Source organism: Loktanella sp. M215, from assembly GCF_021735925.1.
Taxonomy (GTDB): domain Bacteria; phylum Pseudomonadota; class Alphaproteobacteria; order Rhodobacterales; family Rhodobacteraceae; genus Loktanella.
On the sequence record NZ_WMEA01000001.1, the window covers coordinates 3,586,035 to 3,611,843 of the forward strand.

At 62.2% G+C, this 25,809-nt stretch carries 22 protein-coding genes; 8 read left to right on the forward strand and 14 right to left on the reverse strand.

Translation table 11 applies throughout. The features are described from left to right. The first annotated feature begins 4 nt into the window (after positions 1-4). Entirely contained in the window at positions 5-988 is a 984-nt protein-coding gene (locus tag GLR48_RS17640) for an asparaginase (protein WP_237063351.1), read from the forward strand. A 188-nt stretch (positions 989-1,176) separates the two neighbouring features. Here GLR48_RS17640 and GLR48_RS17645 read toward each other — a convergent pair whose 3' ends face one another. The 8 genes from GLR48_RS17645 to GLR48_RS17680 all read right to left on the reverse strand — a co-directional run bounded on the left by GLR48_RS17645 (position 1,177) and on the right by GLR48_RS17680 (position 9,673). Next, positions 1,177-1,833, reverse strand: coding sequence for a hypothetical protein (locus tag GLR48_RS17645; protein WP_237063353.1), 657 nt, complete (start codon positions 1,831-1,833; stop codon positions 1,177-1,179). A 6-nt stretch (positions 1,834-1,839) separates the two neighbouring features. After that, on the reverse strand, positions 1,840-3,240 hold the full coding sequence (locus tag GLR48_RS17650) for a selenium-binding family protein (RefSeq protein WP_237063355.1): 1,401 nt from the start codon (positions 3,238-3,240) through the stop codon (positions 1,840-1,842). A gap of 70 nt (positions 3,241-3,310) precedes the next feature. Then, positions 3,311-4,993, reverse strand: coding sequence for an acyl-CoA synthetase (locus GLR48_RS17655; RefSeq protein WP_237064585.1), 1,683 nt, complete (start codon positions 4,991-4,993; stop codon positions 3,311-3,313). A 10-nt stretch (positions 4,994-5,003) separates the two neighbouring features. Further along, positions 5,004-5,804, reverse strand: a complete 801-nt coding sequence (locus GLR48_RS17660) for an enoyl-CoA hydratase (RefSeq protein ID WP_237063357.1) — start codon at positions 5,802-5,804, stop codon at positions 5,004-5,006. After that, positions 5,798-6,277, reverse strand: a complete 480-nt coding sequence (locus GLR48_RS17665; protein ID WP_237063359.1) for an OsmC family protein — start codon at positions 6,275-6,277, stop codon at positions 5,798-5,800. The genes GLR48_RS17660 and GLR48_RS17665 overlap by 7 nt, the downstream gene beginning before the upstream one ends. 29 nt (positions 6,278-6,306) lie before the next feature. Continuing rightward, positions 6,307-7,446 carry a glycine cleavage T C-terminal barrel domain-containing protein gene (locus GLR48_RS17670; protein ID WP_237063360.1) on the reverse strand — a complete coding sequence of 380 codons (1,140 nt, stop codon included), beginning with the start codon at positions 7,444-7,446 and terminating at the stop codon, positions 6,307-6,309. Between the two features lie 160 nt (positions 7,447-7,606). After that, positions 7,607-8,098: an Lrp/AsnC family transcriptional regulator gene (locus GLR48_RS17675; RefSeq protein WP_237063362.1), complete on the reverse strand. Its 492-nt coding sequence runs from the start codon at positions 8,096-8,098 to the stop codon at positions 7,607-7,609. A gap of 306 nt (positions 8,099-8,404) precedes the next feature. Next, entirely contained in the window at positions 8,405-9,673 is a 1,269-nt protein-coding gene (locus GLR48_RS17680; RefSeq protein ID WP_237063364.1) for an MFS transporter, read from the reverse strand. A gap of 438 nt (positions 9,674-10,111) precedes the next feature. Here GLR48_RS17680 and GLR48_RS17685 point away from each other — a divergent pair, with 438 nt between their 5' ends. From GLR48_RS17685 to GLR48_RS17695, 3 genes are read left to right on the forward strand one after another with little or no spacing between them, the layout of a single operon-like run. Further along, positions 10,112-11,488: an NAD-dependent succinate-semialdehyde dehydrogenase gene (locus GLR48_RS17685; RefSeq protein WP_237063366.1), complete on the forward strand. Its 1,377-nt coding sequence runs from the start codon at positions 10,112-10,114 to the stop codon at positions 11,486-11,488. After that, on the forward strand, positions 11,485-12,099 hold the full coding sequence (locus GLR48_RS17690; RefSeq protein ID WP_237063367.1) for a glutathione S-transferase family protein: 615 nt from the start codon (positions 11,485-11,487) through the stop codon (positions 12,097-12,099). Before GLR48_RS17685 ends, GLR48_RS17690 begins: the two co-directional genes overlap by 4 nt. A gap of 27 nt (positions 12,100-12,126) precedes the next feature. After that, positions 12,127-12,723 carry an SDR family oxidoreductase gene (locus GLR48_RS17695; protein WP_237064586.1) on the forward strand — a complete coding sequence of 199 codons (597 nt, stop codon included), beginning with the start codon at positions 12,127-12,129 and terminating at the stop codon, positions 12,721-12,723. A 73-nt stretch (positions 12,724-12,796) separates the two neighbouring features. Here GLR48_RS17695 and GLR48_RS17700 read toward each other — a convergent pair whose 3' ends face one another. Genes GLR48_RS17700 through GLR48_RS17710 form a run of 3 tightly spaced genes read right to left on the reverse strand, consistent with a single transcriptional unit; the run spans position 12,797 to position 13,725 of the window. After that, entirely contained in the window at positions 12,797-13,309 is a 513-nt protein-coding gene (locus GLR48_RS17700; protein WP_237063369.1) for an NADP-dependent oxidoreductase, read from the reverse strand. Positions 13,310-13,333: 24 nt separating this feature from the next. Next, the gene (locus GLR48_RS17705) at positions 13,334-13,570 is read right to left on the reverse strand and encodes an alcohol dehydrogenase catalytic domain-containing protein (RefSeq protein WP_237063371.1); all 237 of its coding nucleotides are present in this window, start codon (positions 13,568-13,570) and stop codon (positions 13,334-13,336) included. An 8-nt stretch (positions 13,571-13,578) separates the two neighbouring features. Then, positions 13,579-13,725: a hypothetical protein gene (locus GLR48_RS17710; RefSeq protein ID WP_237063373.1), complete on the reverse strand. Its 147-nt coding sequence runs from the start codon at positions 13,723-13,725 to the stop codon at positions 13,579-13,581. A gap of 402 nt (positions 13,726-14,127) precedes the next feature. On the opposite strand from GLR48_RS17710, the gene GLR48_RS17720 reads away from it, so the two are divergent. Genes GLR48_RS17720 through GLR48_RS17730 form a run of 3 tightly spaced genes read left to right on the forward strand, consistent with a single transcriptional unit; the run spans position 14,128 to position 17,073 of the window. Beyond that, positions 14,128-15,171 carry a pyridoxal-phosphate dependent enzyme gene (locus tag GLR48_RS17720; protein ID WP_237063375.1) on the forward strand — a complete coding sequence of 348 codons (1,044 nt, stop codon included), beginning with the start codon at positions 14,128-14,130 and terminating at the stop codon, positions 15,169-15,171. Further along, positions 15,164-16,327, forward strand: a complete 1,164-nt coding sequence (locus GLR48_RS17725; RefSeq protein ID WP_237063377.1) for a M24 family metallopeptidase — start codon at positions 15,164-15,166, stop codon at positions 16,325-16,327. The genes GLR48_RS17720 and GLR48_RS17725 overlap by 8 nt, the downstream gene beginning before the upstream one ends. After that, the gene (locus GLR48_RS17730) at positions 16,324-17,073 is read left to right on the forward strand and encodes a maleate cis-trans isomerase family protein (RefSeq protein WP_237063379.1); all 750 of its coding nucleotides are present in this window, start codon (positions 16,324-16,326) and stop codon (positions 17,071-17,073) included. Before GLR48_RS17725 ends, GLR48_RS17730 begins: the two co-directional genes overlap by 4 nt. Positions 17,074-17,347: 274 nt before the next feature. Here GLR48_RS17730 and pepT read toward each other — a convergent pair whose 3' ends face one another. After that, on the reverse strand, positions 17,348-18,604 hold the full coding sequence (gene pepT / locus GLR48_RS17735; protein WP_237063381.1) for a peptidase T: 1,257 nt from the start codon (positions 18,602-18,604) through the stop codon (positions 17,348-17,350). 1,143 nt (positions 18,605-19,747) lie between these two features. After that, positions 19,748-21,133, reverse strand: a complete 1,386-nt coding sequence (locus tag GLR48_RS17740; RefSeq protein ID WP_237063383.1) for an IS1182 family transposase — start codon at positions 21,131-21,133, stop codon at positions 19,748-19,750. 427 nt (positions 21,134-21,560) lie between these two features. Between GLR48_RS17740 and GLR48_RS17745 the strand changes: the two genes are divergently transcribed. Continuing rightward, on the forward strand, positions 21,561-21,845 hold the full coding sequence (locus GLR48_RS17745) for an alpha/beta fold hydrolase (protein WP_237063385.1): 285 nt from the start codon (positions 21,561-21,563) through the stop codon (positions 21,843-21,845). A 79-nt stretch (positions 21,846-21,924) separates the two neighbouring features. Here GLR48_RS17745 and GLR48_RS17750 read toward each other — a convergent pair whose 3' ends face one another. Continuing rightward, positions 21,925-25,584: a vitamin B12-dependent ribonucleotide reductase gene (locus GLR48_RS17750; RefSeq protein WP_237063387.1), complete on the reverse strand. Its 3,660-nt coding sequence runs from the start codon at positions 25,582-25,584 to the stop codon at positions 21,925-21,927. Positions 25,585-25,809 lie beyond the last annotated feature (225 nt).

Consider the following 25,809-nt stretch of genomic DNA (forward strand, 5'->3'; position numbering starts at 1 on the left):
TTAAATGCCAAACGTCACCATCATCGCCACCGGCGGCACCATCGCATCCCGGGCCGCGACAGAGGGCGGGCCGGTCAATGCCGGGATTGCCGGGCAGGCTTTGCTGGACAGCCTGCATGAACGGCCCGACGGCATCACCCTGCGCGTGGAGGATTTCGAGGCCAAGGGCAGCTACGCCCTTGATCTGGCGACGATCCACCGGCTGTGTCAGCGCATCGACGCGGTGCTGGCCGATCCGGATGTCGCCGGTGTCGTCGTCACGCATGGCACCGACACGATGGAAGAATCGGCCTATCTGGCCGATCTGCTCGTGACCTCGTCCAAGCCGGTGGTCTTTACCGGTGCGCAGCGCCACGCAGGCGTGCCGGATACCGACGGACCCCGCAACATCGCGGACGCCATCCGCTGCGCGGCACACCCCGCACTGGTTGGTCAAGGGGCTGTCATCCTGTTCGAAGGTGATATTCACGCCGCACGCGATGTCGCAAAAACGCATACGTCGCGCGTCGATGCATTCCGGTCCGCCGGTCTTGGCAAATTGGGCGAAGTCGACGCAGGCGACGTCCATATCTACCGGCACCGGTTGATGCGGTCCGTGCTGACGACGGATCGGCTGGACGACGGGGTGGAAATCCTGCTTCTGGGCCTCGGGGCCTCGCCAGCCCTTCTGAACTTCTGTCTGACCATGGGGGCAAGCGGTGTCGTGCTGGCAGCCTTCGGCAGAGGCAATGCCCCCCAGGGCTTTGCAGACAGCGCGAAACGTCTGATAGATGCGGGCATTCCTGTTGTTGTCGCATCGCGATGCGGTGAAGGACGCACTCTCCCGGTCTACGGCGGCGATTCCGGCGGGCGCACCTTGGAACAATCAGGCGTGATATTTGCCGGAAGCCTTCAGCCCGTCAAAGCGCGCCTACTCCTCAGTGTGCTTCTGGGACGACATTCAGACATGCCCTTCATGCGTCAATCGTTCGCGGATTATAGCGCGTAACAGTAGTCCCGTTCGGTTACACGAGTGGCCGATGGCGGTCTTTGAAAAGATCGGTGGGTTCTACGATCAGCGCTGTCGGCGCGCAGCACTCGGCTGGAAACGTCCCGTCGCTTTCGAATGTAAGGTGCCTTGAACGCGCACCTGGGGCGGCCAGAAAGCGCGATAGGTCCACATTGGAAAACATCGCGTCACAGCGCCATATAAAGCGATATGAGACCGACAAAAACGAGGCTCAGGGCCCAGACCAGATCCAGATTGAACCAGCTTCTGGAAAGGAATCGGAGCCCGAACCAGCGGTAGACCCCAAAGGCGATCAACCCGCCGGAAAGCGTCATCGCCAGTGTGTGGACCAGCGCCACGCCCACCGCGATGCCGGCATTACTGGTCATCAGGGTTTGGGCTGCGGCGTGACCCGCATCGGTGTCGACAGTCTGGCAGATGCCCAGATAGATCGGCACCAGCATCAGGCCCGCACCATGCGCCATGGCCGCAAGAAACGACCACAGCGCCAGCCGGGACGGCGGCACGCGGGCCAGAAAGCGCGGATGCCGGCGATTGAAGAACAGCCAGACGCCAAGCCCGATCACCAGACAGGCGGCGGTGATCTGGATTTCGCGCTGCCACTGCGCCACGAACAGCAGGGCCGTGAACGGAAACAGGATCGCCCCCATGGCCAACAGATGCCCTGCGGCCAGCGCGCCGACGGCCTTGAACAGGCTGCGTGGCGACCGGTCCATCAGGGCGGCCGAGACGGCGAGCGGCCATCCCATGCCCGGATTGATCCCGTGGTAGACGCCAGAGGCCGCAACGGCCCACCACAGGGCCGTTGCCGTCGTCACATCCATCACGCCTTACACAGACGGATAGCAGAAACTGTCGGTCGAGCAGTCGCCGCCTTCCAGCCGAATCTGGTGGCTGCGATATCCTTTCGGGAAGTCGACAAAGAAATCCTTGTCCAGCGTCAGGCCACCGTTTTCGCCTACGTTGGCCATCACCATCTGCCCGCCTTCGTCGTCCGGATAGAACTGATCGTCCCACGTGGAATAAAGCGAGTTGGTCCAGTAGACCCGCTTGCCGTCGCGGCTGATCTCGACCATCTGCGGGGCGTAGGCAAAGGTTTTTCCGTTGGGATGCTTCGTGCCCCGCGCGATGCCGCCCAGTTCGACCTTGCCGGTCAGTTTGGGGTTCATCGGGTCGGTGACGTCGTATTGATGCATCTCGCCCAAGCCCCAGCAGGCCACGTAAAGATATTTATCATCAAGGCTGAGGTCGATGTCGGTGACCAGCGGCGGCACGGCCTCGAACCCTTTGAGCAGCGGCGGCAGATTGTCCGCCTTTTCGGGCCGCGGGTCGATGGTGATGGTCTTCTTGGCCGCAAAGGTGCCGTCGTCCTGTTGCCACCATGTAAAGATCGCGCCTTGCAAGTTCGTGGTGTCCACCACGACGCCGCAGAAGCCGTAATCCTTTGACGGGTCGTGCGCCGGGCGGATTTCCAGCGCCATCTGGTAATTTTCGCCCAGATCGATGGTCTGGACATTCTTGCGCGCGCGCAGGTTCCAGAAATGGATCGAATGGCCGTATTTGTTGGCCAGAAGGTCCTCTGCCACGATGCCGTTCTCGTATTGCGGCGGCAGGCCCCATTCGGAACTGATCATGTAGTCGCGCGGCAGGTTCCACCAGAAGTCATAGTGCTTGTCCTGCTTTCCCCGGTCCATCTCGTAGCGGCCGAGGATCTCGAAGGTTTCGCAATCCATGATGAAGATGCCCGGAGGCCCGTCGGTGCCATCCACGCCACCGCCACCAAGCGTCGAGACGTAGATGCCTTCCGGTCCGCAGTGGATCGTGTGGGGGCGCGAATAACCGGTCTTGGAAAAGACCTCCTCGGGTTCGATGATCTTGTGGATTTTCGCCTTCAGCGGCTCTTTTACGTCGATGATGTAGATGCGCGACGACCGGATGCCGGGAATGATCAGGTAGCGGCGTTCCAGAAAAGCGTGACCGGACAGCGGCGACAGGGACGACGAACAGGCGTTCCAGCCGAAATGGTGAAACTCGTCTCCGGTGTGAGGCATGATCACCTGATGGACGATCTGGCCATAGGTGTCGGACGCAGGGTCGACATCGACCACCGCAAGCCCGTCAGGCTGCGACCCGTCCGGGCTGAGCATCAGTGTGAAGGCCAGCGTTTCGGGCGGGGCTTCCATGGCAAGTTTCGGGGTCGCGTGAAACGTCGGATCTGGTCTCAGGTTCATTGGTCGTTCCTCCCTTGAAAATGACGTCCGTGGTTCTGCGCGATCTCCTCGCTGCGATCTTAGCCCTGATTCACAAAGCGGGGTGCTTTTTCTTGCTGACGGGGCCAGACGCTGCCGGCGAACCCTCTGCCGCCAGCGCACGCGCTTGTTCGCGCAGGACGAATTTCTGGATCTTTCCTGTCGTGGTGCGCGGGATCGGCATGAACACGATCCGTCCCGGCACCTTGTATCCCGCCAGGTGGGTGCGGCACCAATCCCGCAGCTGGTCCGCGTCAACGTGGGCGTCTGCAGTCCGTTCGACGAAGGCACAGGGCGTTTCGCCCCAGCGGTCGTGCGGCATGGCGACGACGGCCACGACGGCCACGTCGGGGTGACGATACAAGACCTCCTCGACCTCGATCGAGGATATGTTTTCGCCGCCAGAGATGATGATGTCCTTGGACCGATCCTTGAGCTGGATATAGCCGTCCCGGTGCATCACGCCGAGGTCGCCGGAATGGAACCAGCCCCCGGCGAAAGCCTCTTGCGTGGCTTGCGGATTGCGGAAATACCCCTTCATCACCACGTTGCCGCGAAACATGACCTCGCCCATGGTCTGGCCGTCGCGCGGCACCGGCAGCATCGTCTTTGGGTCCAGCACGTCGAGCTGTTCCAGCGGCAGATAGCGCACGCCTTGCCGGGATTTCAGCCGCGCCTGTTCGGCAAGTGGCAGATCGGACCAGCTGTCGTGCCAGTCATTCACGACGGCGGGACCATAGGTTTCGGTCAGCCCGTACAGGTGGACGACATCGAAACCTGCTGTCTTCATGTCCGCCAGCAGCTTTTCGGGGGGCGGGGCCGCTGCGGTGAAAAACTGCACGTTGTGACGCAGGTCGCGTTTGGCCGCCGCGGGGGCCGAGATCATCAGCGACATGACGATCGGTGCGCCGCAGAGGTGGGTCACGCCTTCATCGGCCAGCGCGGTCCAAATAGGTTCCGCCCTGACCTGCCGCAGGCAGACATGGGTGCCGATGATGGCGGACATCGTCCAGGGAAAACACCAGCCGTTGCAATGGAACATCGGCAGGGTCCACAGGTAGACCGCATGCTTCGGCATGGACGCCGTCAGCGCGTTCCCCTGCGCCAGCAGGGAGGCGCCGCGATGATGCGACACCACGCCCTTTGGATCGCCCGTCGTGCCAGAGGTGTAGTTGATCGCAATCGCGTCCCATTCATCCAGCGGCATCAGCCATGCGAAATCAGGGTCGCCAGCGGACAGAAAAGTTTCGTAGTCGGCGGCAGCGACGACGGCTGTCGGGTCCGTGAATTCCGGATCGTCGTATTGGATCAGAACCGGTTTGACCGTTGCCAGCGCCAGCGCGTCCTGCATCAGCGGCATGAATTCGCGGTCAACGATCACCAGCCTCGCGCCAGCATGATCAAGCTGGAACGCGATGATTGCCGCATCCAGCCGCGTGTTGATCGAATGCAGCACAGCCCCGCACATCGGCACGCCGTAGTGGCATTCCAGCATCGCGGGCGTGTTGGCCAGCATGGCCGAGACCGTATCTCCGCGCTCGATCCCCGCCTGTGTCAGCGCCGACGCCAACTGGCGCGACCGTCGGTAGAATTCGGCGTAGCTGCGCCGCAGCGCACCATGCACGATGGCCGTATGGTCCGGAAACACGCTGGCCGCGCGGTCCAGAAAGGTCAGCGGTGTCAGCGGCTGATGGTTCGCGGGATTGCGATCCAGACCGGTGTTGTAGGGGTTCATGTCTTGCACTTCAGGCGTCCTGCCAGGCGGGGGCACGTTTCGCGATGAAGGCACCGATGCCTTCGGCGGCGTCGCGGGCCAGCATGTTGTCGACCATGACCTGCGTGGCGTAGTCATAGGCCTCGGCCAAGGTCATCTCGCGCTGCGCATAGAAGGCGCGTTTGCCTGTCGCCAGTGTCATGCTGGATTTCGACGCGATCTTGCGCGCCAGATCCATCGTGGCGTCCCGCAGATCGTCGATTGCGGCAGTCCTGTTGATCAGTCCCATTTCTGCCGCGCGGTCGGCCGGGATCATGTCGCCGGTCAGCAGCATCTCCATCGCGTGTTTGGCGGCCACATTTCGCGACAGGGCGACCATTGGGGTGGAACAGAACAGCCCGATGTGCACGCCGGGGGTGCTGAATGTTGCCGTGTCGGCCGCAATGGCAAGGTCGCAGCTGGCGACAAGCTGGCAACCTGCGGCGGTGGCCACGCCCGTGACCTCGGCGATGACGGGCTTCGGGCAGGTGACGATGCCCTGCATGACGGCGGAGCATTGCGTCAGGACCTGTGCGAAATAGGCACGCCCCCCGTCCGGACCGCTGCGGCCTGCGGTCATTTCCTTGAGGTCGTGACCCGAACAGAATGCGGGGCCGTTCGCGGCAAGGATGATGACCCGGACCGCAGGATCGGCACCAGCCCGTGCAAAGGCACCGGCCAGTTCGGCCAGCATCGCCTCGGACAGCGCGTTGCGCCGCGCGGGGTCGTTCAGGGTCAGACGCAGGATGCCATCCACGTCCAGATCGTGCGTCAGGATGTCGGCCGTCAGCATGACATCAGGTCCGATCGTACGGGTTGCAGGATGTTGATGTCGACGCTGTCCGCCAGCGTATTCGCGATAAAGCAGTAGCGATGCGCGCGGTGCTGCATCTTGTCCAGCTCGGCCTCCGACGGCGAAAATCCGGTGTCGAACCGCACGACCGGGTGCAGGTCGATGCGGGTCACAGACATCTGGCCCTGCGCATTCTTGCCCAGATGTGCAACTGCGTGATCGCTGTAGCTGGCCACCGGCCAGCCCGCCTTGGCCGCCAGCGCCAGAAAGGTCATCATGTGGCAACTGGACAGCGCCGCGGCCAGCGCCTGTTCCGGGTTGGTATGGGCCGGATCGCCGCCCCAACCGGGGGCGGCGTCGACCTGGATGTCGCAATCGCTGTTGAATTGCACGGTATGTGCATTGGAGTATTTGCCCGTCAGCAGCGCGGGTTCCGCACGCTGCCAATGCAACTGGATCGAAAGGTCGGACATGTGTCAGGTCTCTTGATGGGCCGGGACGCTTACGCGGCGGCGAGTTTCTTCTTGGGGTCGTAGAACGGACGCTCCACCACGGTCGCGCGGGCCGGCCCGGACGGAGTCATGACTTCGACCTCGATCCCGATCTGCGCATGTGCGACGGCAACCATGGCCAAGGCGATGTTCCGGTCCAGCCGTGGCGAATAGACCGCAGATGTGACCTTGCCGATCTGCGTGCCGTCCTGCGTGAGCGGCCAGAACGTGGTGTTCGGACCTTTCATCGGCGCACCGTCGATGATCACACCGACCTGAACGCGGGTCACACCCTGATCGCGGATACGGCGCAGCGCGGCCTTGCCGATGAAATCGGCCTCCATCTCAAGGTTCACGAGGCGGTCGAGGCCCAGCTCGTAAGGGTTCGTCTTGATGTCCGCGTCCGCATGATAGGACAGCATCCCGCCCTCGATCCGGCGGATGGAGGAGGTGTGGCCCGGCTTCAGCCCAAAGGCCATGCCCGCCGCCATGATCCGTTCCCACAGCGCGTCGCCATAGGCACTGTCGCGCAGATAGATTTCGTAGCCCAACTCGCTGGACCAGCCGGTGCGCGACACCAGCAGCGGGATGCCGTCCAGTTCCAGTTCGCGGTGCCAGTAATATTTCAGGTCAAGGATGTTGTCGCCGAACAGGGCCTGCATGATCTCGCCAGACTTCGGACCCTGAAGTTGCAGCGGTGATACGTCCGGCTCGCCGATCGTGACGTCCAGACCGGCATGCACGGCCACGCCCTGTGCCCACAGCAGGATGTCGCTGTCGGCTAGCGAAATCCAGAAGTGGTTTTCGGCCAGACGCAGCAGGATCGGATCGTTGAGGATGCAGCCTTCGGCATTGGTGATCAGCACATATTTGCACTGGCCGACGGCCATCTTCGACAGATCGCGGGGCGTCAGCATCTGCACAAAGCGTGCCGCATCGGGGCCGGTGATTTCGACCTGACGTTCCACCGCCACGTCGCACAGGATCGCATCGTTGACGAGGGTCCAGAAGTTCTGTTCCGGATCGCCGAAATCGCGCGGGATATACATGTGGTTGTAGACGGAAAAACCCTTTGCACCCCAGCGCACGGTGGCGTCGAAATAGGGTGATTTCCGGATCTGCGTGCCAAAGCCGAAGTCGTCTGCGTGCATTTTGTTCCCCCTCATGCGTCACCGGTCGGATGGGCCGGGATCGATTAAACCTGAGGGAATTTAGGTCGCAACGATGCATATATTCGGTCTGAAAAAGCGGCCGTTTCAGACTGGCCGGGCTCTTTTTTAGGCAGAGTTGAGACCGACCAGTCTTCTGAGGTCAACTGACACCCTTGGACGCCAGTTTGGCAAGGTTGGGGTGGCTTGCCTTGACGATGCGAGTCGCGATGTAGGTCATGTATCTGTCCACACCAAGTTCAGCATCCAGCATCGCTTGCATCAGCACCTGAAACGACGTGAGATTGGAGCTGACAGCCTTCAGCACGTAATCCATCCCACCCCCTGTGGCGATGCATTCCGTGATCTCGTCCCGGTTCAGGACAAAGGCTTCGAACCTGTCGAAATCGGCTTTGCGGTGATGGGTCAGCGATACGGTGACCATGACCTGCGTCACGTCGCAGACCCGGTCGATCGCGATGTCACCGTGATAGCCCCGGATCAGACCAGCCGCCTTGAGCCGATCCAGCCGGGCCCAGCAGGGCGTCGCCGAAATGTTGGCGATCTCGGCCAGCTTGGCCTTGCTCAGCTGCCCATGCTGCTGGACCGCGCAGAGGATGCGAATGTCGGTTGCATCAAGGCCAATCCGTTTCATTCGCCGGCTATCCACATTGTATCATGACCTTGGCTTTCAAGCACCGCTCGCTTCAACCAAGCTAACGCGCAAAACCAGCTGTGGTAGACCATTTTGCGACCCGTTCCTCTTCGCCAGCGGCAATGGCTGAACTGCCCCCGGTCCACCAAAGGCCGGATTTATCGGCAAAGGACGTTCCGGCGCGTGACAAGACATGCGATCTCGAATTCGGAGCGGTCATTGTCTTTCGCCCTCGCGCGTCCCCGTCTGCTCAGCGGATATTTAGGCGGCCCGCAGCGCATATTCACATGAACGTAAAACATCCAATCATGCGACCTCCGCTTTTGCTTCACGCTCTGCCTCGGCATTTTCGATGGCCCATTCGCCCGCCGCCTCGATCGCGACCGGAGAGGCTGTTGGAAGAACGTTCAGATAACTGTCCGTTTCATCGACCGGCGCGATGGCCCGTTGTGTCATGCGATAAAGCGCATAAAGCGCGATGGCGACAAACGTTACACCAATCACCAGCCAAAACGCCCCTGGTTCCAGATTTTGCATGGCCCAACCCGTCACGAGCGGACCCGCGATCGCGCCCAGCCCAAAGGTAAAGACAAGGCCACCAGACGCAGCCGGCATGTCCGAGGCGGACAGCGAGTCGTTCGTATAAGCCAACAGGAGGGCATAGAGGGGCGTCGTGACACCACCGGCAAAAAATGCAGCGAACATCAGCGCCCAGATCCCGCCGTCCGTCACCCACCCCAGCAGACAGGCGGCAGCACCAAGGACGGAAAGACCGAAGATCAGTTTGCGCCGGTCCATCCGGTCCGACATCCAACCGATCGGATATTGCATCACCAATGCGCCGGCAAACAACATGGCGATGAACAAAGAAATCTGTCTGGCCGAAAGGCCGATCTTGGTGCCGAAAACCGCCCCCATCCCCGATTGGGTCGCATAGACACTTCCAAGCAGGAATATGCCAACGGTGCCCAGTGGCGAGCCGTTGAACAAGTCGCGCAGTGGCATAGGTTTGGCAACATCGACCACCGGGACTGCGGCGGCTGACAGCAGAATGGGCGCGAATGAGACCGACACAAGGATAGAGGCACAGATGAACAGCACGGACGTTCCTGCGTCCCCCAGCGTCAGCAGTCCCTGCGCGCCAATAATGCCGAGGGTCTGCGCGATCATGTAAGCCGACAGGACTTTCCCACGTGTCTCATTGGTGGCCGCGGCATTCAGCCAGCTTTCGGCGGCAACATAGATGCCCGACATGCAAAACCCGACGAGGACCCGCAGCAGGGTCCAGGCCCACGGCTCCGTCAGAAGTGGAAGCGCAATCAATGCCGCCGACATGAAGCTGCCCAGTGCTGCGAACACGCGCACATGGCCGACCCGTTGGATCATCAGCGGGGTCAGGCGAGCCCCGGACAGAAATCCGACAAAGTAGCCGGAGGTCACGACGGCCAGCGCGGTCGACGAAAATCCTTCGATTCCGCCCCGCAGGCCGATCAGGGTAAAGTGCATGCCGTTGCCCAGCATGATCAACACGATACCGAGCAGGAGGGCCCAGACCCCAGAAAGAACGTTGATCATGGATTACCCATCTTTGCCGCGCGAATTTGAACTCTGATTTTATCTTTATGTCAGACATCCTGTCTTGCTTTCGCTGCAACGCCGCATCGGTTTCCAAACGCGACAGTGCAGTCCAACCCAAAAGGTTTATTTCAATCGCTCAATGCCTGCATCTGCGACCCTGAAGTGTTCACAGATGCGGGCGTCGGCACCCTTCGCCCACCAGCCACCGACTGATCGCCGCTTTCCGACCTACTTTGTGACCGATCGCAATTTCATGGGACATGTCAGCGATATCGCAGCAAGGGTCATTCATGTCGTTAGAACGCAAGAACACACAGCTTTGTTGCCGTCGTGCGTGTCGCGTCGGGCCTGCCCCCACGTTCACCTGACGCGGCGGAGGTCGGAACTCATCCAGATGTCTGACGGTTGAATTTGCGAATATCGCAAGGAGCCGTCATGTCCACGATCACCACAACAAATCCCGCGACCGGCGAGACGATCAAGACCTACCCGCTGATGTCAGAGCAGGAGGCCACCGCAAAGCTGGAGGCCGCGCACGTCGCATTCGAGAAATGGCGCACCATGCCCCATGCGGATCGCGCGCCCTACCTGACCAAGATCGCGCAAAAGCTGCGTGACAACGCGGACGATCTGGCCGCCCTGATGACGCAGGAGACCGGCAAACTGCTGAAGGACGGCAAACGCGAGGTCGAAATCTGCGCCGCGATCTTCGACTATACGGCCAAGACCGGCCCCGACGCGCTGGCGGACGAGGAACGCACCCACGGCCCCAACGGGTCGCGCGGTGTCGTCAGCTATCAGCCACTCGGCGTGATCTATTCGATCCAGCCGTGGAATTTTCCACTGTATCAGCCGGTCCGCGTGCTGGCCGCGAACCTGATGACCGGGAATGCCTGCGTGCTGAAACACGCCAGCATCTGCACCGGCACCGGCCTGCGCCTGCGCGAGCTCTGCATCGAGGCGGGTCTGCCAGAGGATCTGTTTCAGGTTATCCTGATCGACCACGACACCAGCGACAAGCTGATCGCCCACCGCCTCGTGCGCGGCGTGACGCTGACCGGCAGCGACGGGGCCGGTCGTCACGTCGGGGCCGTCGCCGCCAAGGCGCTGAAAAAGACGGTGCTGGAACTGGGGTCGAACGATGCCTACCTCGTGCTGGAGGATGCCGACATCGCAACTGCAGTCAAATACTCGGTCATAGGGCGGCTTTATAATAACGGAGAGACCTGCGTCGCGGCCAAGCGCTTCATCGTGGCGGACAAGGTCTATGACGCCTTCGTCACTGCCTATGTCGACCAGATGAAAGCCATCCGGATGGGCGATCCCACGGATGACGACAGCCAGCTTGGCCCGTTGTCGAGCGAAGATCAGTTCGACACCGTCAAAGGTCAGGTCGACGACAGCGTGGCCAAGGGTGCGCGCGCACTCTGCGGCGGCACGGCCCCGGATCGCACCGGGGCCTATTACCCCGCCACGGTGCTGGTGGACGTGGCGCCCGGCATGCCCGCCTATGACGACGAAATCTTCGGCCCCGTCGCCGCCGTCATCCGTGCCAAGGACGACGCAGACGCAATGCAGATCGCCAACGACAGCCGTTACGGTCTGGGCGGCGGCATCTTTTCCAAAGACGAAGACCGCGCGCTGAAGCTTGCCCGCGATCATTTCGACACCGGCATGATCCGCATCAATTCCTTCGGGGCCGCCGATCCGAACATGCCGTTCGGCGGGGTCAAGGATTCAGGCTACGGGCGCGAACACGGCGGCTTTGGCATGAAGGAATTCGTCAACGTGAAAGCGATCTTCCTGCCATGATTACGCTTCACGCGCTGCAATATTCCCGCGCCACCCGCGTGTTGTGGCTGCTGGCCGATCTGGGCCAGCCCTGCAACCGGATCGACTATGATCGCACCGACGCCTTTCGCGCGCCGGAGGCGCTGGCCAAGGTTCACCCCTTGGGCAAGTCCCCGGTGATCGACGACGACGGCGAGACGATCGCCGAATCCGCCACGATCCTGCGCTATCTGGCCGCCAAGTTCGGCGACGACACCCACACGCCGCCCCGCGGCACGGCCGAGTATTGGCGGCACGAGGCGCTTTTTGACTACGTCGAGGCCTCTTTCGCAGAGGTCGCCTTGCGGGCGATCATGCCCGCGTTCCGTGGCAAGCCGGTGCCCGACGATGCGAAAGCCGCACTCGACACCCACCTTGCCTATATCGCGCAGGCGATTGGTGACGGGCCATTGCTGTTCGGCGCCACCGCGATGCTGGCGGACATCCAGATTTCCTACATCATCGCGTTGCTGGCGCGCTTGGGCCTGTTGACCGATCATCCAAAGGTCGCGGCCTACTGGGACGCCTTGCAGGACCAGCCCGGCTACATCGTGGCCACGCGGTCCGCTGGACCGATGGCGCCGCCCGCGTAAATTCAACGAAAGGACATATCCATGCCCATGAACATCCTCATCGCCGGTGCGACTGGCAAGACTGGCCAGCTTTTGACTCAGGACCTGCTGGATCAAGGTCACAAGGTCACTGCCCTTGTCCGCGAAAGCTCTGACACATCGACCTTGCCCGAAGGCACCCACCTGCGGCACGGCGATCTGACAGACCTGCCACCGGGTGTTTGCGATGGTACTGACGTCGTGATCTTTGCCGCCGGCTCCGGTGGATCGACCGGGCCAGAGATGACCGACAAGGTGGATCGCAACGGCGCAATGCGGCTGATCGATCTGGCGAAAGAGGCCGGCGTCGACCGCTTCGTGATGCTCAGCTCCATCGGTGCGGATCAATCCGACCCCTCGGGCGATCTGGCGCATTATCTGAAGGCCAAGCATGACGCTGACGCACACCTCAAGGCGTCCGGTCTGAATTATGCCATCCTCCGCCCCGTATCGTTGACGGACGATGGTCGCAGTCAGGATGTCATCCTTGGCGATCAGGTCGATCCATCCGCGCAGGCCAGCCGCGCCGACGTGGCCGCCGTGCTGGCCGAGGCCGCCACGACCGGCACGCACGACGGGCACGCGCTGAACATGCAATCCGCTTGACCCAGAAGGGGGGCCGCGGACGACGTCCGGGCCCCCGACCCGGTGCAGCGCAAACTGCATGTGATCGCCTGCCCTACCCGGGGTCGCTGGCCGCCGCGATCTTGCCCACGGCGTGGCCGTCGTTGAGGGCGGCATAAGCTCCGGTCGTCTCGCTCATGGGAGAGACGCGATCGATGACCACGCGCACGATCCCGTCCTCCATCAGCTTTGCCAGATCGGCCAACAGCGCACCGTTCGGTTCCATGAAGAACCATTCGAACCGGGCGCCGTGCCGTGCGGCCAAATCGTCTGTGTCCTGACCCTTGATCGAGACAAGTGTCCCGCCCTTTTTGAGCACCTTGAACGACCGGTTCAGCGTGTCGCCGCCCAGCATGTCGAAGACGATGTCGTAGTCCGACAGCTCCTCCTCAAAAGCCTGGGTGTGGTCGTCGATCACGACATCCGCGCCAAGGTCGCGGACCAGATCTGCGTTGCGCGGGCTGCACGTCGTGGCGACGTGGGCACCGACGTGATTGGCGATCTGGATTACCAGCGTGCCGACTCCTCCCGATCCGGCGTGGATCAGGACCTTGTCGCCCGCCGTCAATCCGGCCTTCGAGATCAGGGCCTGTCACGCCATCAGGCCCGTCAGCGGACCGGAGGCGGCGTCCATGTGGCTGATGTTTGCGGGTTTGCGCGCCACCTCGTCCGCCTTCAGACGCGCGACCTGCGCGATGGCCCCGGCGTCCTGCTGATTGGCACGCGCAAAGACCGCGTCGCCCACGCTGAAACCGGTTACGATGCTGCCAACATGCGTGACCTGACCCGAGACATCATGGCCTATCACATGCGGGAACGAGAGAGGCATGCTGTCCTTCATCGCCCCGATTGCAGGATATCGTCGATGGGATCCACGCTGGCCGCGTGGACGGCGATCAGGGCGGGATCAGCCTTCAGCGCGGGCGGGTCGATGTCAGCGATTTCGATAGACGTGTCGTAGTGTCGGATAATGGCGGCTTTCATGGACGCGTCTTCTGGGCGATGGGGATCGGTGACCCAACGGGCGTGGCCCCCTTCGAATAGCTTAACTCATAGCTATGGCTGTAGAACGCGAAGACAACGCCAAAGGGATCTTCGACAAAACCATTCGGAACGGCTCCTCTTCGGGGGAAATACTCCCGCGCAGGCATCCCCTGCTTGCCACCGGCGGCGTCGATCCTGTCCAGCAGATCTGCGCGTTTGGGGTGCATGCGGAACGGTCAAGATGTGACGCGGACCGCCCTCGTCGAGCAAACCGCTCAAAATAGTAGTTTCTGCAAAATTCGAAATCTTTAAGAAACCCGTCGGTCACTTGCTGCATGCATTGCCGCCAAACCTCCCCTACCCTTCGCGATGATCATGATGTCTGATGAAGAGGGCCGCCCGATGCACGCACGATTTGACAACCCCCATCGCGGGACGGGCCTGCGCGATCTGCAGCCGACGCCCGGTGCCGACGCCGGTGCGGTGGCCGCGCTGCTGGTCCACTGCCCCCGTCATCAGCGCACGCCGCTGCATGACGCACCGACCCTTGCCGCACGGGCGGGGGTCGCGCGGGTGACGATCAAGGACGAACGCGGGCGCATGGGGCTTGGCAGTTTCAAGGCACTGGGGGCCGCCTATGCGATTGCGCGCGAGGCGGCGCAGGCCGGGGGTGATTGGCCGACGGCCCTGTCAGGGCGGACCTATGTCACCGCGAGCGCGGGTAATCACGGCCTGTCGGTTGCGGCGGGCGCGCGGCTGTTCGGGGCGACCGCAGTCATTTACCTGGCCGACACGGTGCCCGCAGGCTTCACCAGACGCCTGCGGGACATGGGCGCGCAGGTGGTACGGGCCGGCGCCGATTACGAGGCGAGCATGGTCGCTGCCGGTGACGCGGCGACAGCACAGGGCTGGACGCTGCTGTCGGACGGATCATGGCCCGGCTATGTCGACCTGCCGTTCCGGGTCATGGAAGGCTACCGTCAGATCGGAGCGGAGATCGCCGAGCAGATGCCCGACCGCCCCACCCATGTCCTGCTGCAGGCCGGGGTCGGCGGATTGGCCGCTGCCGTGGCCGCTGAACTGCGTCTGGCCTGGGGCGACGCGCCGCAGATGATCGTCGTCGAACCGGACGCGGCACCGGCCTTGATCGCAAGCATGCGGGCGGGGCATGTGGTGGAGACGACCGGCCCAGTGTCTGCGATGGGGCGGCTGGATTGCAAGGTGCCGTCCATGCTGGCACTGGCCGATCTGGCGCGCGACGCCGACAGCTTTGTCACGCTGACCGAGGTCGAGGGTCAGGCCGGGGCTGACGCGGTCGCAAATGCCGGCTGGCCATCGACGCCGTCGGGTGCGGCAGGCGTGGCCGCACTACTGGCCGGTCTGGCTGATACCGATGCTGACAGTCACGTGCTGTGTATCCTCAGCGAAGGGCCCGAGGATGCCTGACCGGTCCATGATCTTTCCGGCGGCGGAGTTCCGCCGCCGCACAGGCGCCTTGCAGGCGGAAATGGCGACAAGCAGTCTGGACGCGCTGCTTCTGACCACGCCGGCCGATGTCTTTTACACGACCGGCTTTCTCACACGGTTCTGGGAAAGCCCGGCGCGCCCGTGGTTCGTGATCGTCCCCGCCTCCGGTGATCCGGTTGCGGTGATCCCCACGATCGGCGCGGACCTGATGGGCCGCTGCTGGACCCGCGATATCCGCACATGGCAGGCCCCCGATCCGCTGGACGACGGCGTCAGCCTGCTGGCAGATACGCTGGAAGACCTCGTGCCGTCGCGCGGCCGGATCGGCGTGCCAATGGGGGTGGAGACGCATCTGCGCATGCCGCTGGCCGACTTTTTGCGACTACAGGACCGCGTCGCACCCCGCGTCTTCGTCGATGGCACCGCCGCCGTCTGCCGCGTGAGAGAGATCAAGTCGGAGCTTGAGATCGAGAAGATAGGTCAAACCTGTGCCCTGGCCGCCGCCTATGACCGGGTGCCGGAGTTCGCACAGATCGGCACGCCGCTGTCCCAGGTGTTCTGTGATTTCCAGATCGCATTGCTGACGGCGGGGGCCGATTGGGTCAGTTATGTCGCGGGCGGTGCAGGCCCGGGCGGATATGGCGACGTGATCTCGCCTGCCGACGACAGACCGCTGGCGCAGGGCGATGTGCTGATGCTGGACACGGGGGCGGTACGCGACGGGTATTTCTGCGACTTCGACCGCAACTATGCCATCGGCCCGCCAACGGACGCCGTGCGCCGCGCCCACGATGTCTTGCATGCGGCGACGGACGCCGCCCTGTCGGCGCTGCGTCCCGGTATGATGGCCTGCGATGCGCACCGGATCATCGCCGACGCGATCACCCGCGCCGGAGCCGTTACGGGACGCGGGCGGTTGGGGCATGGGCTGGGGTTGACCTTGACAGAGTGGCCGTCGCTGACGCCGCTGGACATGACCACGCTGCGCACCGGCATGGTGCTGACGCTGGAACCGGGAGTCGAGATCGCACCGGGCCGCATCATGGTGCATGAGGAAAATATCGTGCTGCGCGACGACGGCCCCGAACTTCTGTCGCGCCGCGCGCCCGCCGATCTGCCGGTGATCGGGGCATGAGGCGCATCCCCTATGACCTGACCGGCCCCATCGGTACGACCGCCACGTTGGGCCTGATCGTCTTGCAGGCAGACGAGACGCTGGAACAGGACATGCGCCGCCTGTTCACCGACCCCGCCACGGCGATCCACATCAGTCGCATCCCGTCGGGCGATACGCTGACGACGGACACGATTGCCGCGATGAAGGCGGACCTGCCGGCAGCGGCCCGTCTGCTGCCCCGCGCAGCAGCCTTCGATGCGGTGGGATACGGCTGCACCTCCGGCACCACCTTGATCGGGGCGGACTCTGTCGCAGCGCTGGTGCGACAGGGCGTGGCCGCCCCCGTGGTCACCGACCCGCTGACGGCAGCGCTGGCCGCCCTGCGGGCGTTTGGCCTGACGCGCATCGGCCTTGTGACGCCCTATGTGGCGTCGGTGGCCGCACCCGTGCGCGATGCCTTTGGGGCGAAGGGGGTCACAGTGACCGACGCAGTATCCTTTGGAGAACAGGTCGAGGCACGTGTCGCCCGGATCGACCCGGCGTCGATCATGAAGGCGGCAAGAGCCGTGGCACCCGGGGCCGAGGCGATCTTTCTATCCTGCACCAACCTGCGCACCCTCGACATCATCGCCCCGCTGGAAGCGGAACTGGGCCTCCTCGTCCTGAGCAGCAATCAGGTCCTGGCTTGGCACTTGGCGCGGGCCACCGGCGCCCCGCTGGCCGCGAACGCACCCGGTTGCCTGTGCCGCTTGCCGCTGGCGTGACTTGCGATGCGGGCCCTCTGGCTTGCACCGCTCAGATCGTGTCGCAAGAGGTCCTGAAGCGTGATGCACCACGACGTAACTTTCCCTGACACATGCTGGCGATAAGGCTTGAGAGCCCAAGTCTGGACGGCCACGCCAGGTTTGTCCCGATACCGGACTCCGGTGCGAGTTGCCGCAAATCTCTGCAATTCAGCCTAAGTGGCGACCGTCACCTCCAAGACAGGTCTGATGACGCCAAAATTGATTTGGCCACTTATGCAAATGACGCTGGCGATCACTGCGGCAGGTCAAGGCTTGCCACACTGGCGGCAAGGTTCAACGCGACCCGCGTCGCCTTTGCCATGTCCTGCACCGACACCCATTCCAGCGGTCCATGCACGTTTTGCATGCCGCAGAAAATGTTGGGACACGGCGTGCCGAACTCGGTCAGGCGTGACCCGTCGGTACCGCCTCGGATTGCGCCGCTCACCGGCTCCATCCCTGTCTGACGCACAGCGGCAATCGCCAGTTCCACAGGTGTCATATCCTTTTCCAGCCAATAGCGCATGTTGCGGTATTGGTGGGTGATGTCGCAGGTGATTTCCGCACGCGGCTCTGTGGCCGCGACGGTGTCGCAGACCTGACGCAGCAACGCGCCCTTGGCCTCCAGCCCTTCCATTTCGAAGTCCCGCAGGATGAAATGCATCTCGACCTCTGCGGCACTGCCGGTCATCGACACGGCGTGGATGAACCCCTCCCGGCCTTCGGTCGTCTCAGGCGTCATGGTGACGTGGGGTAGCGTCGTCAGCACCTTGGCAGCCAGATGAAGCGCGTTGACCAGCTGGTCCTTGGCCCATCCGGGATGGATCGATACGCCTGTGATCCGCACCACGCCAGCGTCGGCGGAAAAGCTTTCGTACTGCACCTCACCCGGCGTGGACCCGTCGAACGTATAGGCAAAGTCCGCTGCCAAATCGGCCGGCAGGTGCGGCGTCACACCGCGTCCGATTTCCTCGTCGGGGACAAAGGCCAACCGGATGGTTCCGTGCGCGATATCGGGGTTGTCCAGCAGGTGCCGTGCGGCGGTCATGACCACGGCGACACCGGCCTTGTCGTCGGCTCCCAGCAAGGTGGTGCCGCTCGCGGTGATGATGTCCTCGCCGACCTTTTCCGCAAGGAATGGATATTCCTCTGGCGAGAGGCGCAGATCGGGCGCATCGGCAAAGCTGATGTCGCCGCCGTTGTAGCCGCGATGCACCACGGGCTTCACACCGCTGGCGTTGAACTGGGGGGCCGTGTCGACATGCGCGAGCCAGCCCATCACCGGAGCGTTGACCCCTTTCGTCGCAGGGAGTGTGGCCAGCACGACGCTGTCCTGGCTCAGGGTCACATCCTGCGCACCCATGGCCGTCAGCTCTTTCATCAGCAGACGCGACATATTCAACTGGATCTGCGTGCTGGGCACCGTCGGACTGTGTCCGTCGCTCTGGCTGTCGATCACGGCATAGCGAACAAGCCGGTCTTCCAGCTCGGTATCGAATTCAGTGCGCATTCATTTATTCCGATTCTGATGGATTTAAGCGGCATCTGGAATTGACGCGGTCAAAGTGTCAAGGACCCGCCCCTGCGGGCCAGCGACTGAGCCCGCATTGCACGCGCTGCGCTCAAGGTTGTTGCACTCGTGGGCTGCATCAGCCGCACAACCGTCGAAAGGAGTCTGTCAGCCATGGCGCAGCGCACGGCCGGACAGAGCCCATTTTTTGCCAGATCTTTGCTGTGCAGCGCATGACTGTTACCGCTACATCGCCAGACACGTTCAACAACCGCACAGGTTTGGAACGGGGCTTTTGGTAGCGTCATCTGAGGTGGTTTGCGCATGTGCCATAAACGAGGGTTTTTGGAGTGGCGCTCAGATCCAATGTGTGGACAAGGCGACGCTTCGGAAGAGTCATATATTCCCAACAGAAGATACGCACTCACCCGACGGTATCGCACTTTCCAGCATTCGATTGCTATTCGACATAGGCTGGCCTTTCCGCAGTTCCAAGCCGGGTCCCGTTACGACTACTTTATAAGTGCACCCAACAACCAATTTGTCGTGAAGGTCCTCGCGAGATGTACCCCAGAGGTTAAGCCATGTTGTCTCTGGCAGTTTAAAGCTGCCATGGCCCGACATGATGAGGCCGCAGTATCCAATTGATTGTTTGGGTACTGTCGATCTGTACTTGGGCCATATTTTAAGGGACCGCCGGCTCCTGCATTCTCGCGCTGCATCGACACGCGTGATGGTTACAATTTCGGTTTGGCGAATGAACAACGAGGGAAGGATCATTACACTCACCATGAGAATGCTGAAACCAACCATGAAAATCACCAGTCGATTAGAGGCCTTGAGTGCTTGCTCATCCGTATTATACGGCGTCTTCATAAAGATCTCCCCAAAAGAAGGGCGAGCCACCAGGTCATTCGGACATCTCCCGCACAAAGATACTTGCCAATCGAGGTCAAATTTTGTCGTCATTTGGCTTTAGGGGATGCTCATGGTCATGCCCAAAACCACAGTTTTTGGAACGCTTCCGAAAGCGACCGTTGGCGCAACCGCAGCGAAGGTCCGCTTTCCGCCGATTCTGTTGAAAAACAACGGTTCGCTCGTGCAGAAAGTCAGGTGCCGATGAGGGTGCAAGCGCCTTTCTTATCAGGCCGGGCGCACATGCTGCGGTGCAGGAAGGATCTTGGCTAATTTCCGGAGATTCTGAGCGGTGGCGGCGAGCAAGAATTCGTCATTTGCGCCGTTCGGACCGCGTAATCGGAGCCGCCCCAGCCCCAGAATGCGTTTGAGGTGGGCGAAGAGCATCTCGACCTTCTTTCGGAGCCGCATTGAGACGGCGTATTGCTCCGTCTTGGCGATGTCGCGGGCAACCTGACGGGCATCTTCATGCTCTTCGCGGGTGATCTTGCGGGCGTCGGCATTCGGGCAGCATTTCGGCTTCGAAGGGCAGGATTGGCAGGTCAGCTTCAGGGCCTGATACTTGGCGACGCCCTTGCCGGTTGGGCCACGTTTCGGGTCGGAGTAATTGCGACGGAATTGTTTGAGGGTTTCGCCTTCCGGGCAGATGTATTGGTTGTTCTCGGCGTCCCAATCAAAGTCGGCGCGAGACCGAGTGCCGTCTGTGCGGCTCGCCTTGTCAATCACTGGAATATGCGGTGCGATCTTGCGGTCCACCAGCCAGCCGAGCATCGGTCCGGAGCCATAGGCCGTGTCCGCAATGATGCGCTCGGGATGCAGGTTGAACGTGTCTCTCACACGATCCAGCATGGTGCGAACAGACCCGACCTCAGCCTGCCGGATCGACCGGGTCGCTTCCACGTCAACGATCACGGCGTGGTCCGTATCGATCAGGTAGTTCGTCGAATAAGCAAAGAACGCAGGGCCCTTGCGAGCTGCAGTCCACTGACTGGACGGGTCTGAATGAGACGTGAACTTGGGCTCAACTGTTGTGGCTGCGCCAAAGGCGGCGTCATCCAGAACTTGGAGATACTCTCTGACGGCCCGCGGCGCATCGGCTGGATTTATGGCTTCAGGATGCCAGTCTTCCTTCGCCGTCGCGTTCTGCTTGTTGGCGTCAGCCTCGATCAGGCTTGCGTCTGCGGCGAAGCGCTGGCCGCTGACCAGACCTTCAGCGATGCACCGCGCCACGACCGTCTCGAACACGTGGCGCAACAGGTCGCTGTCCCGGAACCGGCCATGGCGGTTCTTCGAAAAGCTGGAGTGGTCTGGCACACGATCAGCCAGATCAAGGCGGCAGAACCATCGATAGGCGAGGTTCAGATGCACCTCTTCGCAGAGCCGCCGCTCTGACCGGATGCCCAGGCAATACCCAACCAGCAGCATGCGGATCAGCAACTCGGGGTCGATGGAGGGGCGGCCGGTATTGCTGTAGAACGGAGCCAGATACTGACGGATGCCGGACAGATCCACGAAGCGATCAATGGATCGCAGCAGGTGATCTTGCGGGACATGACCTTCTATCGAGAACTCGTAAAACAATGCGCCTTGCGCCTCTTGCCTTGGTCCCAGCATCGCAGATCCTCCGCCTCACTACCGAAAGTGAATCAGCGACCAGGCCCCAAATCAACAAGAGTTTTTCAACGGAATACGCCCTGACCGGCGGCGCGGTAACATAATACTGATGGCCGCATGAAAGGGTGTTCATTTTTTCACAGGCTGCATCGTTGATGTCGCAGAAGGATGCGCATGACAGGCCCGTTGGCACGCGGCCACGCCGGGGGTTGATCAGTCTCCCTCTTAAATTTGCAGCAATTGCTCTTCGAAATCATGCAAATCAAGTCCGAAAGAAAGCGCTGCGATCTCTGCAACTGACGAACCCTCCATCACGGCCAACGGTGTCCGGCCCCGCTACCGGAGGATCGGCCAGGGAGGCGTTCCGCTCGTTCTCCGGCACAGCCCCAACGGCACCAACGCAGACTGGTCCGACACGCTGACCGCAATGTCTCCCGACCGCCGTGTCATCGCCATCGACCTGTTGGGAAGGGGCAAGACCGATAAGCCGGACACCTGCACCTACATAGCCGATGTGATGCGCGACCCTGTCCGCGCCAGCCTGAACGTGCTTTCCGTCCAGACCTTCGATCTCGATGGAAGGAGCGTGGCCAGCCGCATCGCCCCCGACGTCGTGATCCGGACAACATCCGAAGATCGACGTATCGGAAGTGGTTGCATTTTATCCGAGACGCGTGACGCGCCTCGGATATCGCATTTTCGACCACCGTAGCTCCTAACGGACCAAATTTGGCCGACTTTGCCCGTCCAGATGAAGAACGATGCCAGCCGCACCAGTAGTTTGCGCCGCTTTAGCTGCAGCCGCTGGTCCCGCCGCAGGTGTTGCACTTCATGCAGGTGCCGTTGCGGACCAGCGTGTAGTTCTGGCATTCGCCGCACGGGTCGCCTTCATAGCCCTGCATCTTGGCCCGGTCGCGGGCGGTCAGGCTGCCCGATGCAGCCATCGTGCCCGAGGACAGGGACGTCGCCTGACCGGTCTGGCCCACGGCGACCTGCGGGACGATCGCCTTGAGCGCCTCCATCGTGTCGGCCATCGCGCCCATGCCGCCCTGCAGCACGATCAGGTCCTGCGGCATCCGCTTGCGCAAATATCCTGTGGAGCTGATCTGCTTGAGCACCTCGAGCGAGCGGGACGCCGCCGCCTCTGACGGGGTTGCGACGTTCGTCACCCCCTCCTCGACCCCGCGGCCAATGTCATCGAAGGCATGGCCTTCGGGTTTGACATGGGCCAGATCGGTCCGGTCCAGATACGACACGGCCAGTTCCCGGAAGATGTAGTCGAGGATCGAGGTCGCGTTCTTGATGCTGTCGTTGCCCTGCACGCCGCCCGCCGGTTCGAATTTGGTAAAGGTGAAGGCGTCGACGAACTCCTCCAGCGGGACGCCGTATTGCAGGCCGACAGAGACCGCGATGGCGAAGTTGTTCATCATGGCGCGGAAACCCGCACCTTCCTTGTGCATGTCGATGAAGATCTCGCCCAGTTTGCCGTCCTGATATTCGCCGGTCCGAAGATAGACCTTGTGGCCGCCGACGATGGCCTTCTGGGTGTAGCCCTTGCGCCGTTCCGGCAGCTTGTCGCGCTGGGACTTGGCGATCTCCTTGATGATGATGCGCTCCACGATCTTTTCGGCCAGCACGGCGGCCTTTTCGTGGTTCGATCCAGTGGACAGGATCTCTGCCGCGTCGTCGTCATCCTCGACCAGTGCGGAGGCCAGCGGCTGCGACAGCTTGGACCCGTCGCGGTACAGCGCGTTAGCCTTGATCCCCAGCGACCACGACAGGGCATAGGCCTGCTGGCAATCCTCGATCGTGGCGTCGTTGGGCATGTTGATCGTCTTGGAAATCGCGCCCGAGATGAAGGACTGCGCCGCCGCCATCATCGTGATGTGGCTGTTCACGGACAGATAGCGCTTGCCGATCTTGCCGCAGGGGTTGGCGCAGTCGAAGACCCTGTAGTGGTCGGGCGACAGGTGCGGCGCGCCTTCCAGCGTCATCGTCCCGCAGACATGGGCGTTGGCGGCGTCGATGTCAGCCTTGCTGTAACCGAGGTGGCGCAGCAGGTCGAAGGTCGGATCGGCCAGCTTCTCGGCCGGGATACCCAGCGCCTTGCGGCAGAAATCCTCGCCCAGCGTCCACTGGTTGAAGACGAAGCGGATATCGAAGGCGGCCTTCAGCGAGGCTTCGATCTTGGCGATCTCGGTCTGGCCAAAGCCGTGACCGATCAGCGAGGTGTGGTTGATCGCGGGCGCCTGCCCCATGCTGCCGTGACCGACGGCATAGGCGATGATTTCCTCGATCTGGGCAGAGCCGTAGCCCAGTTTTTCCAGGGCCGCCGGCACCGACTGGTTGATGATCTTGAAATAGCCGCCGCCGGCGAGCTTCTTGAACTTTACCAGCGCGAAGTCAGGCTCGATCCCCGTGGTGTCGCAGTCCATGACCAGACCGATGGTGCCGGTGGGGGCGATCACGCTGACCTGCGCGTTGCGATATCCATGCGCCGTGCCAAGGCGCAGCGCCTCGTCCCAGGCGTCGGTCGCGAGGGCGATCAGGCGCTGATCCGGGCAGTTGGCATGGTCGAGCGGGACCGGCTTGATATCCAGGTCGCGGTAGCCGTCCGCCTTGCCACGGGCCGCGGTGCGGTGGTTGCGGATGACGCGCAGCATGTGGTCGGCGTTGCGGGCATAGCCCGGGAAGGCACCCAACTCTCCGGCCATTTCGGCGCTGGTGGCATAGGCCACGCCGGACAGGATCGCGGTCAGGGCGGCACCCATGCTGCGGCCCGCGTCAGAATCGTAGCCCAGCCCCATGTTCATCAGCAGCCCGCCGATGTTGGCATAGCCCAGACCCAGCGTGCGGAAGTCATAGGACCGCTGCGCGATTTCCTTGGAGGGGAACTGTGCCATCATGACGCTGATTTCCAGCGTGACGGTCCAGAGGCGGCAGGCGTGGATGTAATCCTCTGCCTGGAACTGGCCGTCCTGATAGAAGGTCAGCAGGTTCAGGGATGCGAGGTTGCAGGCCGTGTCGTCGAGGAACATGTATTCGGAACACGGGTTCGAGCCCCGGATCGCGCCGTCTTCGGGGCAGGTGTGCCAGGCGTTGACCGTGTCGTGATACTGAATACCCGGATCGGCGCAGGCCCAGGCGGCGTGGCCGACCTGATCCCACAGATCGCGGGCTTTGATGATCTTGGCGACTTCACCGTTCTTGCGGTTGATCAGTTTCCAGTCGCCGTCTGCCTCTACTGCTTTCAGGAACGCATCCGTGACACGGATGGAGTTGTTGGAGTTCTGGCCGGACACGCTTGAATAGGCCTCGGAGTCCCAGTCGGTGTCGTAGGTCGGAAATTCGATGCCCGTGTGGCCTTGCTTGGCATAGTCCAGCACGCGCTTGATGTAGGTCTCAGGGATCGCGGAGCGCTTGGCCTCTTTGATCGCCGTGGCCAGCGACGCGTTGGCCTTGGGGTCATAGGCATCCTCTGCGGTGCCGTCCCATGCTTTGATCGCGGCAAAGATCGCGTTGAGGTAGCGTTCGTGCATCTTGGACCCGGCCACGATGCTGGCGACCTTCTGTTCCTCGATGACCTTCCAGTTGATGAACTGTTCGATATCCGGATGATCGGCGTCGACGATGACCATCTTGGCCGCGCGCCGGGTAGTGCCGCCGGACTTGATGGCCCCTGCGGCACGATCGCCGATCTTCAGGAAACCCATCAAGCCCGACGACTTGCCGCCGCCCGACAGCTTCTCGCCCTCTCCGCGGAGCGATGAAAAGTTGGTGCCCGTGCCAGAGCCGTATTTGAACAGGCGCGCCTCGCGGACCCACAGGTCCATGATGCCGCCGTCGTTCACCAGATCGTCGGCGACGGACTGGATGAAGCATGCGTGCGGCTGCGGATGCTCGTAGCTACTGGTGGATTTCGTCAGTTCGCCCGACTTGTAGTCGACGTAATAGTGGCCCTGCGCCGGGCCGTCGATGCCGTAGGCCCAGTGCAGGCCGGTGTTGAACCACTGCGGGCTGTTGGGGGCGGCGCGCTGGGTCGCAAGCATGTAGCGCATCTCGTCGAAATAGGCCTGCGCATCGGATTCCTTGGTGAAGTATCCGCCCTTCCAGCCCCAATAAGCCCAAGCCCCAGCCAGACGGTCGAAGACCTGCCGCGCGCTGGTTTCGCCGCCAAAGGTCGCGCCCTCGGCAGGTTCGGACCGCCACAGGAAGGATGGCACGCCCTTTTCCTTGATCCGCTTCACGGCCGAGGGGACGCCCGCCTTGCGGAAATATTTCTGGGCGATCACATCGGATGCGACCTGGCTCCAGTCTGCGGGAATGTCGCAGTTTTCAAGCTTGAAGACGACCGTGCCGTCCGGATTGCGAATCTCGGATGTGGCGCTGCGAAAGGCGATGTCGGCGTAGGCATCGGCGCCCTTGCGCGTAAACGTGCGGTCAATCTTCATGTCTGTCCCCTGTTGCGCGCCGGCGTTGCGGCGTGGTCTTTCTTTGTGCCCCGATCGGGGACGAATGCGATAGCGGTTGGCGCTGCGTGACACCACATCTGGTGTCCATCTGCTTGACCTGCACAATCTGACGTATCTTCGACTACAGGGTCAACGGATTTATTCACGAAAACTTCGCAATTTTCTGTTGACGCATCTGGCCTGAAACGGCGGCCTGATTCACCC

Coding starts and splice junctions, on each gene's coding strand:
- GLR48_RS17645 (WP_237063353.1), bottom strand. CDS start 1,833: ATGGATGTGACGACGGCAACGGCCCTGTGGTGGGCCGTTGCGGCCTCT.
- GLR48_RS17660 (WP_237063357.1), bottom strand. CDS start 5,804: ATGCTGACGGCCGACATCCTGACGCACGATCTGGACGTGGATGGCATC.
- GLR48_RS17655 (WP_237064585.1), bottom strand. CDS start 4,993: ATGAACCCCTACAACACCGGTCTGGATCGCAATCCCGCGAACCATCAG.
- GLR48_RS17705 (WP_237063371.1), bottom strand. CDS start 13,570: ATGCCTCTCTCGTTCCCGCATGTGATAGGCCATGATGTCTCGGGTCAG.
- GLR48_RS17730 (WP_237063379.1), top strand. CDS start 16,324: ATGAGGCGCATCCCCTATGACCTGACCGGCCCCATCGGTACGACCGCC.
- GLR48_RS17650 (WP_237063355.1), bottom strand. CDS start 3,240: ATGAACCTGAGACCAGATCCGACGTTTCACGCGACCCCGAAACTTGCC.
- GLR48_RS17695 (WP_237064586.1), top strand. CDS start 12,127: ATGAACATCCTCATCGCCGGTGCGACTGGCAAGACTGGCCAGCTTTTG.
- GLR48_RS17690 (WP_237063367.1), top strand. CDS start 11,485: ATGATTACGCTTCACGCGCTGCAATATTCCCGCGCCACCCGCGTGTTG.
- GLR48_RS17670 (WP_237063360.1), bottom strand. CDS start 7,446: ATGCACGCAGACGACTTCGGCTTTGGCACGCAGATCCGGAAATCACCC.
- GLR48_RS17725 (WP_237063377.1), top strand. CDS start 15,164: ATGCCTGACCGGTCCATGATCTTTCCGGCGGCGGAGTTCCGCCGCCGC.
- GLR48_RS17680 (WP_237063364.1), bottom strand. CDS start 9,673: ATGATCAACGTTCTTTCTGGGGTCTGGGCCCTCCTGCTCGGTATCGTG.
- GLR48_RS17745 (WP_237063385.1), top strand. CDS start 21,561: ATGTCTCCCGACCGCCGTGTCATCGCCATCGACCTGTTGGGAAGGGGC.
- GLR48_RS17710 (WP_237063373.1), bottom strand. CDS start 13,725: ATGAAAGCCGCCATTATCCGACACTACGACACGTCTATCGAAATCGCT.
- GLR48_RS17665 (WP_237063359.1), bottom strand. CDS start 6,277: ATGTCCGACCTTTCGATCCAGTTGCATTGGCAGCGTGCGGAACCCGCG.
- pepT (WP_237063381.1), bottom strand. CDS start 18,604: ATGCGCACTGAATTCGATACCGAGCTGGAAGACCGGCTTGTTCGCTAT.
- GLR48_RS17675 (WP_237063362.1), bottom strand. CDS start 8,098: ATGAAACGGATTGGCCTTGATGCAACCGACATTCGCATCCTCTGCGCG.
- GLR48_RS17750 (WP_237063387.1), bottom strand. CDS start 25,584: ATGAAGATTGACCGCACGTTTACGCGCAAGGGCGCCGATGCCTACGCC.
- GLR48_RS17640 (WP_237063351.1), top strand. CDS start 5: ATGCCAAACGTCACCATCATCGCCACCGGCGGCACCATCGCATCCCGG.
- GLR48_RS17740 (WP_237063383.1), bottom strand. CDS start 21,133: ATGCTGGGACCAAGGCAAGAGGCGCAAGGCGCATTGTTTTACGAGTTC.
- GLR48_RS17685 (WP_237063366.1), top strand. CDS start 10,112: ATGTCCACGATCACCACAACAAATCCCGCGACCGGCGAGACGATCAAG.
- GLR48_RS17720 (WP_237063375.1), top strand. CDS start 14,128: ATGCACGCACGATTTGACAACCCCCATCGCGGGACGGGCCTGCGCGAT.